This is a genomic window from Microbacterium sp. cx-59 (assembly GCF_020805625.1).
In the GTDB taxonomy this organism is placed as follows: domain Bacteria; phylum Actinomycetota; class Actinomycetes; order Actinomycetales; family Microbacteriaceae; genus Microbacterium.
Genome location: NZ_JAJHGO010000007.1, coordinates 189,123 through 202,075, shown reverse-complemented (window position 1 = coordinate 202,075; position 12,953 = coordinate 189,123). Strand labels below are relative to the sequence as shown.

At 70.0% G+C, this 12,953-nt stretch carries 11 protein-coding genes; 7 read left to right on the top strand and 4 right to left on the bottom strand.

The annotated features are described in order from the left end of the window. Positions 1-76 precede the first annotated feature (76 nt). Genes LMI96_RS08440 through LMI96_RS08415 form a run of 6 tightly spaced genes read left to right on the top strand, consistent with a single transcriptional unit; the run spans position 77 to position 7,161 of the window. Positions 77-1,711, top strand: a complete 1,635-nt coding sequence (locus LMI96_RS08440; protein WP_228361153.1) for an ABC transporter substrate-binding protein — start codon at positions 77-79, stop codon at positions 1,709-1,711. 45 nt (positions 1,712-1,756) lie between these two features. Further along, on the top strand, positions 1,757-2,716 hold the full coding sequence (locus LMI96_RS08435; RefSeq protein ID WP_228361152.1) for an ABC transporter permease: 960 nt from the start codon (positions 1,757-1,759) through the stop codon (positions 2,714-2,716). Next, positions 2,713-3,576 (top strand): ABC transporter permease, encoded by an 864-nt coding sequence (locus LMI96_RS08430; RefSeq protein WP_228361151.1) that lies wholly within the window; start codon positions 2,713-2,715, stop codon positions 3,574-3,576. Before LMI96_RS08435 ends, LMI96_RS08430 begins: the two co-directional genes overlap by 4 nt. Further along, a complete protein-coding gene (locus LMI96_RS08425) occupies positions 3,573-5,273 on the top strand; it encodes an ABC transporter ATP-binding protein (RefSeq protein WP_228361150.1) in 1,701 nt (566 codons plus the stop codon). The genes LMI96_RS08430 and LMI96_RS08425 overlap by 4 nt, the downstream gene beginning before the upstream one ends. Next, positions 5,270-6,700, top strand: coding sequence for an amidase (locus tag LMI96_RS08420; protein ID WP_228361149.1), 1,431 nt, complete (start codon positions 5,270-5,272; stop codon positions 6,698-6,700). The genes LMI96_RS08425 and LMI96_RS08420 overlap by 4 nt, the downstream gene beginning before the upstream one ends. Then, a complete protein-coding gene (locus tag LMI96_RS08415) occupies positions 6,697-7,161 on the top strand; it encodes a DUF3237 domain-containing protein (RefSeq protein ID WP_228361148.1) in 465 nt (154 codons plus the stop codon). Before LMI96_RS08420 ends, LMI96_RS08415 begins: the two co-directional genes overlap by 4 nt. 70 nt (positions 7,162-7,231) lie before the next feature. On the opposite strand, the gene LMI96_RS08410 is transcribed toward LMI96_RS08415, so the two are convergent. The 3 genes from LMI96_RS08410 to LMI96_RS08400 form a co-directional block, all read right to left on the bottom strand. Beyond that, complete coding sequence (locus LMI96_RS08410) at positions 7,232-8,575, bottom strand: HNH endonuclease signature motif containing protein (RefSeq protein WP_228361147.1); 1,344 nt, start codon at positions 8,573-8,575, stop codon at positions 7,232-7,234. A 95-nt stretch (positions 8,576-8,670) separates the two neighbouring features. Further along, the gene (locus LMI96_RS08405) at positions 8,671-9,210 is read right to left on the bottom strand and encodes a hypothetical protein (RefSeq protein WP_228361146.1); all 540 of its coding nucleotides are present in this window, start codon (positions 9,208-9,210) and stop codon (positions 8,671-8,673) included. A gap of 110 nt (positions 9,211-9,320) precedes the next feature. Further along, entirely contained in the window at positions 9,321-10,613 is a 1,293-nt protein-coding gene (locus LMI96_RS08400) for a hemolysin family protein (protein WP_228361145.1), read from the bottom strand. Between the two features lie 184 nt (positions 10,614-10,797). Between LMI96_RS08400 and LMI96_RS08395 the strand changes: the two genes are divergently transcribed. After that, the gene (locus LMI96_RS08395) at positions 10,798-11,544 is read left to right on the top strand and encodes a hypothetical protein (RefSeq protein WP_228361144.1); all 747 of its coding nucleotides are present in this window, start codon (positions 10,798-10,800) and stop codon (positions 11,542-11,544) included. A 60-nt stretch (positions 11,545-11,604) separates the two neighbouring features. Here LMI96_RS08395 and LMI96_RS08390 read toward each other — a convergent pair whose 3' ends face one another. Then, on the bottom strand, positions 11,605-12,918 hold the full coding sequence (locus LMI96_RS08390) for an aspartate aminotransferase family protein (RefSeq protein ID WP_228361143.1): 1,314 nt from the start codon (positions 12,916-12,918) through the stop codon (positions 11,605-11,607). Between the last annotated feature and the right edge of the window lie 35 nt (positions 12,919-12,953).

Sequence of the window (12,953 nt, the reverse complement as noted above, 5' to 3'; positions counted from 1 at the left end):
CACTGACGACCGTGCAGTGACGCACGTCGCGTCGCGCACGTCCCGAGTTTTCCGGAATGAACCCGAAAGGACCGAGATGCGATACAGAGCCCTCACCGCAGCGATCACCGTCAGCGGCGTCTGCGCCCTCCTGCTCTCCGGATGCGCTCCGCGCGACAGTGATGTCGCCGCCAGCACGCCCGTCGACACGGCCGCGCTGACCGCGTCGCTCCCGCCCGCGCAGACGGCAGTGGACGCGGTCACCTGGGGGCTGGCCGAGGGAGAACCCTCCAGTCTCGACCCGATCGCGGGCGGCAACTTCGTCACCTCGAACCTCTGCGACAACCTGCTCCGCCTCGAGCCCGATTTCACCGTGTCGGCGGGCCTCGCCGTGAGCGCCGATTGGACCGACGACACCACGTTCGTGATCGAGCTGCGCGACGATGCGACGTTCTGGGACGGAACTCCGGTCACGCCGGAGGACGTCATCTACAGCTTCCAGCGCAACCAGACGCCGTCATCGCCCTGGTTTCCGGCGTTCGTGCTCGTCACCGGTATGGACAAGACCGGTGACCACGAGATCACCGTTCGCTTCTCAGCGCCCGACTCGACCTTCCGCAACTCGCTGTCCGGCATGGCGGGCGCGGTGCTGAGCAAGGCCTACGGCGACCAGGCGGGCGCGGAACTCGGCACGGCCACGGGCGGCATCCTCTGCTCGGGACCCTACGAGTTCGGCAGCTGGACCCCCGGCAAAGAGATCATCACCACGGCCAACCCGGACTACTGGGACGGCGCCCCGAAGGTGCAGACCCTGACCTATGTGTTCGTGCCGGATGGCACGACCCTCACGAACGCGCTGCTCTCGGGCGAGATCGACGGGGCATTCAACGTATCGCCGGCCAGTCGGTCCGCCTTCGAATCCTCGGATGCGGGACGCCTCGTGGTGGGGCCTTCCACTGCCTCCTACTCGCTCGGGCCGCTGAATCCCGACAGCGTGGTGGCGAACGTCGCCATCCGGCAGGCGCTGAGCCTCGCGATCGATCGCGCGCAGTACGTCTCGACCGTGCTGAACGGGCTCGGCGCCGAGCAGAACACGTTCACGCCGCCGTTCGCGTTCGGGGGGCTCGAGGCGCGCGACGCCTACCAGGCGGCTTACGACGACCTCGGTACGCCGGCCGTCGATCTCGACCGGGCCCGCGCGCTCGTCGAGGATTCCGGTGTCGACACGTCCACCCCCATCGTCGTGGCGGTGCCAGCCGGCAGCACGGAACTCAGCCAGACTGCCGCGATCGTGCAGAGCGCCGCCGAATCGATCGGGCTGACCGTGCAGATCGATGAACGCCAGCCCGCCGACTACACCGCGATCTTCTACGATCCGACCGCACGCGAGGGCGTGGATCTGATCGCGACGACCGGCTGGCTCGACACCCCCGGCGTCCTGCAGTACGCGCAGCAGTTCCTGCTGCCCGCCGAACTGGGCGGGTTCTACAACTGGAGCGGGTACTCGAACGACGAGGTGACGGCCGAGATCCAGACGGCGCGCACGACGCTCGATCCCGCGGCATCCGCCGACGCATTCATCGCCGCGCAGAGCATCTTCGGTCCTGAGCAGTTGCAGATCACGCTCGCCTCGGCATACCAGACGACGTTCCTCGCCAACGGGCTCACCGGCGTGGTCACCTCGATCGGCAACGTCAGCAGCCCCTGGGCACTGCACCTCGGCGGCGAGTGAGCTGGGCGACGCCATGACGATGACACCCTCGAACGGTGGATGCGGATGACCGGACGCATCGCCCTCACCCTGCTGGGCAAACTCGGCGGGCTCGCGCTCACCCTCTTCCTGTCGAGCGTCGTTATCTTCTCGGCGCTGCTGCTCACCCCCGGCGACCCGGTGAGCGCGCTCGCCGGAGGCTCGCGACCCACGCCGGAGATGATCGCGGCGATCCGCGAGCAGTACCGGCTCGACGACCCCGTGTGGCTGCAGTACCTGCACTGGCTCGGCAGCGTGCTGACGGGCGACCTCGGACAGTCGTTCGTCTACAAGACCGACGTCACCTCGCTCATCGCGCCCCGGATCGGGGTGACCGTCATGCTCGTCGCGTACACCGTCGTGCTGATCGCGGTCTTCGGGATCGGGTCCGGCATCCTCGCCGCAACCCGGGGGCCCCGCGCCGACCGCGCCGTCCTCATCGGTACGTCGCTCGGGATGGCGATGCCGACGTTCGTCGTCGCGATCCTGCTGATCTGGATCTTCGCCCGGATGCTGGGATGGTTCCCAGTGTACGGCGCCGGGAGCGGGTTCCTCGACGGCGTCTACCATCTGACGCTTCCCGCGATCTCGCTCGCCGTGCTGTACATCGCGTATCTCAGCCGCATCACCCGCGGCGCGCTCGTGGCGCAGGCGACGAGCGAGCACGTCGAAACGGCCCGCGTGCGGGGCATCCCCGCGTCGCGGATCTTCCGGGCGCACGTCTTCCGTAACGCCTCGCCTCAGATCCTCGCGGTGTCCGGCGCGACGATCGCGGGGTTGTTCGCCGCATCCGCGATCGCCGAGCAGGCGTTCGGGCTCGGCGGTGTCGGCTCCCTGCTCACCGAGGCCGCCGCGCGGAAGGACCTGCCGGTCGTGCAGATCGTGTCGCTCATGCTCGTCGCCGTGTTCGTGGTGTTGAACGCCGTCGCCGACATCGCGATCGCCGCGATCGATCCCGACAGCCTGCGATCGAGGAGGAACTCGTGAGTGTCGCCCAGCTCAGCGGAGGTCGGGTCTCGGCCGCCGCCATCCGAGCGGCCCGGCGTGAGCCCCTCGTGATCGCCGCGTACGTGGTGCTCGCCGTGGTCGTGCTCCTCGCGGTCGCCGGACCCTGGCTCGCCCCCTACGATCCCGACGAGCTCTACACCGGGCCGGTGATGGGGGCGGCGTCGCTCGCACATCCGCTCGGCACCGACGACCTCGGCCGAGACATCCTGTCGCGTCTGCTCGTCGCCGCCCGGGCCAGCCTCGTGGCGCCGATCTTCGTCGTGTTGATCTCGACCGTGCTCGGTGCCGCTATCGCCATCCTCTGCGCGTGGTTCGGCGGGATCATCGATGCGGTGTTCTCTCGCATCATCGAGGTGATCTTCGCCATTCCCGGTCTCGTGCTCGCCGTTCTCGCGGTCGCGATGTTCGGCAAGGGGCTGCTCGCTCCGGTTCTCGCTCTGTCGATCGCCTACATTCCGATCATCGCGCGACTCGTCCGGACCAATGCCCGCACGGAGCTCGCCAAGCCGTACATCGCGGCGCTGCGCGTGCAAGGGGTCGGGCCGTTCGCGACGTGCTTCCGGCACCTGGTGCCGGCGCTGCTGCCCGCCCTGCTCGCCCAGGCGACAGTCGGGTTCGGCTACGCGATGCTCGACCTCGCGGCCATCTCGTACCTGGGGCTCGGCGTGCAGCCGCCCGCGGCCGACTGGGGCGTCATGATCGCCGCGGGTCAGCCGTCGATCCTCGCGGGCGCGCCCGAGCAGTCCTTGTTCCCGGCCCTCATGATCGTGATCACCGTGGTCGCCGTGAACATCGCCGGAGCCCGCGTCACCGCGTGGGCCGAAGGGAGAGACCGATGACTCGCGTCCTCGAACTCGATGCGCTGCGCGTCGAGGGAATCGTCCGTGGCGAACGCCGTTCGCTCGTGCACGAGTGCACCCTGCACGTGGATGCGGGCGAGGCGCTCGGCCTCGTCGGCGAATCGGGCTCCGGGAAGACGCTCTCCACGCGGGCGATCGCCGGGCTCCTGCCGACGGGGTTCTCGACCGACGGAGTGATCCGCATCGACGACGAAGACATCCGCGGGTTGAGCGCCCGTCGGCTCCGGGACGTCCGTGCCCGCCGGATCGGCATGATCTTCCAGTCGCCGCGTGCGCACCTGAACTCGCTGCGAACGATCGGCGACTTCATGACCGAAGCTCTCACGACGGTCGGGGGTCAGCCGCGGAAAGACGCCGACCGGGTCGCTGTGTCGCTGCTCGACGAGGTCGGCATCCCCGACCCGACGCGCCGGATGCGGCAGCGCCCGGGGGATCTGTCGGGCGGCCTGCTTCAGCGGGTCATGATCGCCGCGACGCTCGCGATGGACCCGCGCATCCTGCTCGCCGACGAGATCACGACGGCGCTCGATGTGACGACGCAGGAGGAGGTGATGGCGGTCATCGGCGACCTCCGTCGTCATCGGAACCTCGCGATGCTCTTCATCACGCACGACCTCGCGCTGGCTCGTGCGGTCTGCGACCGCATCACCGTCATGAAGGACGGTCGCACCGTGGAGACGCATCCGGCGGCGACCATCCGCCAGGATGCGCGGGACCCGTACACGCGGCAGCTCCTGACGGCCGCGCTCGGCGAAGAGAGTCCCGATCGCGGTGCGCCGCCCGCCGGGTCGGAACCGCTCCTGGTCGTGCAGGGTCTTCGCAAGACGTTCTCGGTTCGACGGGCACGGGGCGTGGGTCGGGAGGCCTTCGTCGCGGTCGACGATGTGTCGTTCACGCTGGCCGCCGGTGCGTCGCTCGGGATCGTCGGCGAGAGCGGCTCGGGCAAGTCCACGACCGCCCGGATCATCTGCGGTCTCGAGACGGCGGATGCCGGAGTCGTCACCGTGCAGGGCGATTCGTGGCGGCGCCCCGCACGCACGACGGCGGAGCGCCGCCGGCGCGCACGGGTGGCGCAGATGGTCTTCCAAGACCCCTATCAATCGCTCGACCGTCGCCAGACGGTGCGCGCCTGCCTCACCGAGGCCGTCGCGGTGCACCGCCCGAAAGACAGCGGGTCCGCGCTCCGCGCGCGTGTCGACGAATTGCTGGCGTCGGTGCGCCTTGCCCCGGAGCTCGCCGAGATGAAGCCACGCTCACTCTCCGGCGGTCAGCGCCAGCGCGTCGCCATCGCACGTGCGCTGGCGGCGGAACCCCGCATCCTCGTCCTCGATGAAGCCGTCTCGGCGCTGGATGTCACCACGCAGGTGGAGATCCTCCGGTTGCTCGAGCGCATCCGCCGGGACACGGGGGTCGCGCTGTTGATGATCTCGCACGACCTCACGGTCGTCCGCCGGCTGTGCGACCACGTCGTCGTCCTGCGCGCCGGGCGTACCGAGGAGCAGGGTGCCATCGCGGACGTGCTCGATCGGCCGACCGCCGAGTACACGCGGACGCTGCTCGATTCCATCCCGCGAGAGGGGTGGCAGCCGCAACGGCGGCGCGCACCGCGCACCGCACCGCTTCCCACTGTCGCCACGTCCACGCAACGCACCATCACGAACGGAGAGCACCGATGACCGTACGTCTCCTCTGGCATCTCGGCATGATCGAGATCGCGGACGCCGTCCGCACCCGTGCCGTCACGGCGGTGGACGTCATCGACGCCCACCTCGCTCGGATTCACCAGGTGAATCCCGCGCTCGGCGCGGTGACCGTGGCCTTCGACGACCGCGCGCGAGCGTTGGCGATCGAGATCGATCGGCGTCTGGACGCCGGGGAGGACGTCGGCGTGCTCGCCGGGGTTCCATTCTGCGTGAAGGAGAACATCGACCTCACCTGGTCGGCGTCGACGAGCGGATGGCCGTTCCTCGCGGAGGCCGTACCGTCGTCGGATGCGACGATGGTGCGACGACTGATGGAGGCCGGCGCCGTGCCGATCGCGCGGGGCAACATGCCCGACTTCGGGCTGCGGTGGGACACCGACAACGACCTCTTCGGACGCACCTACAATCCGTGGGATCGAGATCGAGTGCCCGGCGGGTCCAGCGGCGGCGACGCCGTCGCCGTAGCGACCGGCATGGTTCCGCTCGGCCTCGGTAACGACTACGGCGGGTCTCTGCGCCTGCCCGCCTACGCGGCGGGCGTCTGTGCACTGCGACCGTCGGCCGGCCGCATCCCTGCGCCCACGGGTTCTGCGGAGCCGGTCTCGTTGACGCTGCAGTTCTTCGCCGTGAACGGCCCGATCGCGCGGAGCGTCGATGATCTGGACGCCGCGTTCGCGATCATGCACGGTGCGGACGGGCGCGATCCTTCGGCGATCAGCGTGGCGCATCCGTCGGACTACGACGGCCCGCGCCGGGCGGCCGTCGTTCGCGATCCGCTCGGCTGGGGGGTCGACCCGCAGGTGGCGGATGCCGTTTCGCGCGCCGCGGACGCGCTCGCCGCGGCCGGCTGGGAGATCGTGGATGCGGAACCGCCGATGATCGAGGATGCGGCGGTGCTCTGGCGTCAGCTGTCGACGACCGAGATGGTGGGCGCGTTCCGTCCGGGAGGGTTGCCGGCGCCGCTCAGCGAAGGTTCGACGCGGTACTTCCTCGACAATGCGTCCGAGACGCAGGTGCTGGAGTCCGGTGATGCGTACGCCGGCGCATGGGCGCGTCGCAGCGTCATCGCCGCGGCGTGGGAGGCGTTCCAGCAAGAATTTCCGATCGTCCTCGGTCCGGTGTCGGCGCGACGGATGCCGCCCATCGGCTTCGACCTCTCGGGGCCGCCGGCGACGACCGAGCTGTGGCGCGACCATCGACTTCTCGTGGCCGTGAACTTCCTCGGGCTGCCTTCGGTCGCGGTGCCGACCGGACTCGACGAAGACGGACTCCCGACGGGCGTGCAGCTGATCGGGCCGCGGTTCGGCGACCACGTGTCGATCGCGGCGGCGAGGGTCGTGGAGGCGGCGCTCGGCACGCTCACGCCGCTCGTCGTTCCGGTGGGGGAGAAGGTCGTATGAGCGAGCTGCTGACGCCCGCGTTCGAGTTCGTCTTCGAGCTGCGTGTCGAGGTGGGTGCCCTCGTTCCGGTGGGTCGCACGACCTCGGAAGATCTGAACGTCACGCCGATCACCGGGGGATCGGTCACCGGGCCGCGTTTCACCGGGCGGGTGCTGCCGGGTGGTGCGGATTGGTGGGTCAGTCGCGGCAAGACGACCCAGCTGGATGCCCGGTACCTCATCGAGTCCGAGGATGGTGCCGCGGTCGACGTCGTCAACCGCGGGTACTGGCGTGCGGAAGCGTATGCCGAGCGCCGTCTGCGGGCGGGGGAGACCGTCGGGGAGGCCGACCTCTACTACCGCACCGCGTTCGTCTTCCAGACGGCGTCGCCGGCTCTCCTGTGGCTCACCGAGTCGCAGTTCGTCGGGTACGCGAGGCCCGAGCCGGGCCTCGTCTGCATCCGCGTGTTCCGTCTGGTCTGACGCGGCGACGCCCCCCGGTTGACCTGGCGCACAAGTACGGCGCGTCATAACGGCGCACAAAAATGTGGCGTCAGAACGGTGCGGATGACGCGAGATCCGCGGGGTCGACGCGGAAGAACGGCATCGGGCGTTCGGGAGGCACGACGTAGCGCCGTCCTGCGGGAGATGTCCATTCGAGGGCACCACCGCTTCCGCGGATCTGCGTGATGGTCCACCCGCCGTGATGCTTCACGGTGTGATGGCCCTCGCAGAGGGGAGCGAGATTCGCGAGCGAGGTGGGGCCGCCCTCGATCCAGGCGATCGAATGATCGATCTGACATCGTGCGGAGGGCATTCCGCATCCGGGTGCCATGCAGCGACCCGCGCGCCAGGTCACCACGTCACGCAGGGATTTCGGCGGGCGGTACCGGTCTCGTCCGACGGAGAGGACGACGCCGGTCTCGGGGTGGGTGAGAACTCGCATCCAGTCGGCGGACCCTCCGCACAGCTCCCGGGCCGTCTCGATCGGGATGGGGCCGACGCCCTCGACGACGGCGGGACCTTCGGGAGAGACGCCGTTCTCGGCGAGCAGCGTGAGCGCGGGCACGGTGACCGTGACGGTCGCGCGGATTCCGCGCACATCGGAGGAGTGCGCATCGGCCGTGCCGTCGATCAACAGGTCGCCGAGGGCGTCGGCGCGAAGCTGATCGAGCGTGCGGGTTTCGTCTTCCGACGCGCGGAGCGCCGTGGCCATCGCGGTCAGACGGCCGTGGGCTGCGCGGGCTTCGACCGCGGGGATGAGCGCCATCAGCCACGCCATCCCGTCTTCGGCCGGTTCGACGACGACCCGCCGGCCGGTCACGGCGCGCGCTCGGCGCTCGGACAGGGTGTCGGCCCGCATCCGTTCGACGAGCGCGCGCAGCTGCCGCCGGAAGGTTCCGACGGGCTGCGTTTCGGCGAGTTCGAGCGCTCGGGGAAGGATGCGGTCGCGCAGCGCGGGCTCGAGGGGATCGAGCGCGTCGACCAGGACATCGGCGTGACGTTCGGTGATCGCGGCGGACGCCAGTGCGCGGAGGGCGGCCGGATACCGCACGACCAGGGCCTCGGCCTGATCGATCACGCGGCTCGCCGCCGCCTCGGTGATCCGCATCGCGCACGCGAGCTCGAGCCGGAGCGACCGCTCGGCCATCTCGCGACTCATGCGGTCGGTCCGCTCCGCGGCACGGAGCACCTCGTGCCGCCACCCGTACACGCGCTCGCAGCGCTGCGCGGCCATGATCGCCATCATGCCGGTGACTTCGAGCACGCCCTCGAGCGGATCGGGTGCCGGCGGCGCCCAGTCATCACGACCGCTCAGATAGTCGTCTTCGCGCACGAACTCGTCGGGATCCGCGCCCCACGCGGCATCCGTCTCGTTCGAGCTGTCGAAGAACATACTCGAACTCTACGAGGGGGTTCCGACATCGCCCCGGGGCGTCGAACGCCGCTATCGCGAGCCCCTGCCGCCGTGCGCGCGCCCTCGCCGCGTGCCTACGCGGCGCACTCCTGCGACAGCTCGGTGAGAATCCACCCCGTGCCCGAACGCGTCATGACCACCGTGCCGCAGTCCCCCGAGTCGAGGTAGGTCACGAAGAGGGTGGCGTCCGTGTCGGTCTCCTGCTGCACCTCGATGTCGACGTCGGCGCTCTGCCCCGCCGCACGGTAGAGCTCTGCGGTCGCGGTGATCATCTCCTCGCAGCTCTGCACGGTGAAGGGGCCGCTGGCGTTGAGCTCCGCCACCATGCGCGCCGCGAGTTCGGGCGTCAGCTGGGCGCACGCGGCGGCAGCATCCGGAACCCGGGAGGTCGCCACCCACGCGCGAAAAGCGTCGGACGCCGAGACGGGCTCGGCGTCGGGCGATTCGGCGGGCGCAGACCCGGGCTCCGATGCCGGTGCAGACGCGGTCGTCGGCGGCGCGACCGGGGAGGCGGATGCGGAATCCACCGGAGCAGACGTGCACGCACTCAGCGCCACGGCCGCCATCGCCGCGACCATCCAGATACCGATCGACCGTCTCCGCCCCTGTTTCACCCGGCCTTTTCTACCAGAACCGGCGGGGCACCGCACGGGGTGCGGGCGACTGTCGCCACGGCCCCTCGACCGCGTCCGGGCACCCGGAGGCACCCGGATGCGGGCGGGCCTCAGGACTCCGCGTCGACCGCGGGCGGGGTCACCTGGATCGCGGCGACGCGACGCCGGTCCATCTCGGTGACCCGCAGAACGAGTCCGTCCACGTCCACGACATCGCCCACCACGGCCAGGCGGCCGAGGCGTTCGACGATGAAGCCGGCGACGGTGTCGGACGCCCCACGGGGGAGTGTGAACCCGGTCGCCTCCTGGAAGTCCTGCAGGTTCAGGCGACCGTCGACGACGCCACCGGCTTCCGCCAGGTCGCTCGGGACGCCCTCGGTGTCGTACTCGTCGTAGATCTCGCCGACGACTTCCTCGACGAGGTCCTCGAGGGTGACGATGCCATCGGTTCCGCCGTACTCATCGACGACGACCGCGATCTGGTGGCCGTTCGCGCGCATCCGGGTGAGAGTGGGCAGCACGCGCGCGGTGGACGGGAAGTACGAGATCGGCCGGGCGATCGCGTCGAGGCGCGTCGTCGCATCCGTGCCGACGGCGTCGTACACGTCGCGCACGTGCACGAACCCGGTGATGTCGTCGATCGACTTGTCGACGACCGGATAGCGCGAGAAGGGCTGATCGGAGATGCGACCGACGGCGTCCCCGACCGACTCGGAGCCGTCGAGCGCGTTCACCTCCGGGCGAGGGCGCATCACCTCGCTCAGCTGGCGCGTGCGAAGCGAGAGGACGTCGTCGAGGATGCGGCGTTCGTCCTCCGGCAGGCCCTCGTGGCTCGACACGATGTCGCGGAGCTCTTCGTCGGTCATCTCGTCGGCCGTCTTATTCGGATCCCCACCGAGCACGCGGACGATCGCGTTCGTCGAGACCGACAGCAGCCAGATAACCGGGCGCATCAGCCAGGCGAAGCCGGCCAGCACCGGTGCGACGGCGTACGCGAACTCGGCGTTCCGCTGAATCGCGAGCCGCTTCGGGGCGAGCTCGCCGAGCACGAGCGACAGGTACGCGATCACAAGCGTGAGCAGAACCGTCGCGACCGTGGCGGCGACGGGAGCGGCGAGTCCCGCCGACTCCAGGAGCGGCGTGACCGACGGGGCGATCGAGGACGCCCCGTACGCGGCGGACGCGAAACCGGCGACCGTCACGCCGATCTGCACCGCGGAGAGGAAGGTGTTGGGGTTTCGGGCGAGGCTCGCGACCTTCTGCCCGCGCTTGCCGCGCTGAGCGATCGCGTTGACCTGGCTGTCGCGAAGAGTGACCAGCGCCATCTCCGTCGCGGCGAAGACACCACCGATCAGAACGAAGACAAAGACCAGGACGATATTGAAAAGGAGGTCGCCGTTCATCGGCCAACCTCCCTCGTGCGGCGGGGCGCGCCCGGGGTCACCCGGGCGCCGGGACTATGAGAGTCGGGCGAGGAATCGGCGCAAATTCGCATGGCGCGAGTGTATCGACACCGGATCCGAGAACGCCTGGCGCGTTCACGCACTGTTCGTCCCCCGAGGGCACGCTCGCGCGTAGCCTGGCGGCGTGACGGTCCTCCGAGGCGGTGCGATGGGTGTGGACGACCGTCGCGCGAGGACATCATCCGTTTCGTCGCTCGCAGCAGCGGGCCTTTTCGTCTTCTCCGGCGCGCTGCAGTTCGTCGCCTCGTGGGAACGCTGGGTGACGGCACGCGCGGGCCGACCGCCGGGGGATGTCACCCTCGAAGACCATCTCTACGACTACTTCTGGCCCGCCGACCCCTGGGTGAACGTCGGTGTGGCCGCCCAACTCCTCGGACTCGGGATGGTGGTGCTCGCGGTGGGCGTCATCGTCCTCGCGGTCTCGGTGCGCGCGGGAACGGTGCGCGCGGGGACGCTGTGGACGACGGTCGCGGTCGTCGCCGTGGCCGTGCCGACCGCCCTGACCGGGATCCACGCGCTCGTCTCCGGCGGGATCGGTGCGCCATCCGCGCTCCAGCACGGGCCGTTCCTGACGATCACGACGCTGCTGCCCTTCGCCGGGCTGATCGTTCTCAGCATCCGATGGATGCGGCGCTCGCCCGCCGCGGCCCTCGCCTGTCTGCCCCTTCTGGCGACGACGATGCCGGGTTACCTGTTCGCCCTCTTCGCGGCGGCCCCGCTCATCGTCGGCTATCAATCGCACGACACGACTCCGTGGAGCGAGACCATCATCGCCGTCTGCACGGGGCTCGCGGCGCTCCCGCTCGCCGCCGGGGCGGGTGCGCGCAGATGGCGGACGGATGCGGCCGACTCGGCCCCGAACGGCGGGTGACGGGCCTCTGACGCGCCGGGCATCATGGCCGAGACGTCACAACGCAGGTGCCCGGCGAGCTCAGAGCTCCCGTAGCGCCGCGTCGATGATCTCCAGCGCCGTGCCCACCTCGGCGTCGGTGACGACCGCGGGCGGCACGACGTGCAACCGGTTCTCGGCCGTGAACGGCAGCATCCCGCGCTCGAGGATGGATGCCTTCAGCCGCGCCATCTCGGCCGCCCCCAGCGGGGTGCGGGCGTCCCGGTCCGAGACGAGTTCCAGCGCCCAGAAGACGCCCGTGCCGCGCACCTCGCCGATCACCTCGTGCGTCTCGGCGAGGCGGCGGAGGCCCGGGCCGAGCACGTCGGCACCGATGCGGCGGGCGTTCTCGACGATGCCTTCCTCTTTCATCGCGGCGATCGAGGCGACGATGCTCGCGGCCGCGAGGGGGTGACCCGAGTAGGTCAGCCCGCCCGGGAAGACCCGGTCGTCGAAGTGGTGCGCGATCTCGTCCGAGATCAGTACGCCACCGACGGGCACGTAGCCGGAGTTGACGCCCTTCGCGAACGTGATCAGGTCGGGGCGCACCCCGTGGGCCTGGAACGCGAACCAGTCGCCGGTGCGCGCGAATCCGGCCATCACCTCGTCGAGGATCATCACGATGCCGTACTCGTCGGCGATCCGGCGGACGCCCGCGAGATATCCGGGGGGAGGCACGAGGATGCCGGCGGTGCCCGGCACCGACTCGAGCAGGATCGCGGCGACCGACTGCGGACCCTCGGCCTGGATCACCCGCTCGAGGTGGTGAAGCGCGCGCGCCGACTCCTCGGCCTCGGTCTGCGCCCAGAACTCGGACCGGTAGAGGTACGGTCCGAAGACGTGCACGTGCCCGCGCGCGTACTCGTTCGGGATGCGGCGCCAGTCGCCCGTCGCGACGACGGCTGCTCCCGTGTTGCCGTGGTACGAGCGGTAGTGCGAGACGACCTTGTCGCGGCCGGTGGTCAGGCGCGCCATCCGGATCGCGTTCTCGTTGGCGTCGGCGCCGCCGTTCGTGAAGAAGACCTTCGCGAAACCTTCGGGGGCAACGCTGAGGATCGACCGCGCGGCCTCGGCGCGCACGGCGCTCGCGTGGGCGGGGGCGACGGTGGCGAGCGTGGCCGCCTGTGCGCGAATGGCTTCGACGAGCTTCGGATGCTGATGCCCGATGTTGACGTTCACGAGCTGGCTCGAGAAGTCGAGGTAGGTGCGGCCGTCCTCATCCCACACCGTGGTGCCCGAACCTCCCGCGATGGGCAGCGGAGCCAGCGACGCCTGGGCCGACCACGAGTGGAAGACGTGGCTGCGGTCGTCTTCGGAGACGGCGGCGTTGCCGGTGGATCGCGCGTCGATGCTCATACTGCTCCTCGAGAGTCGGGGTCACTGTCGATTCT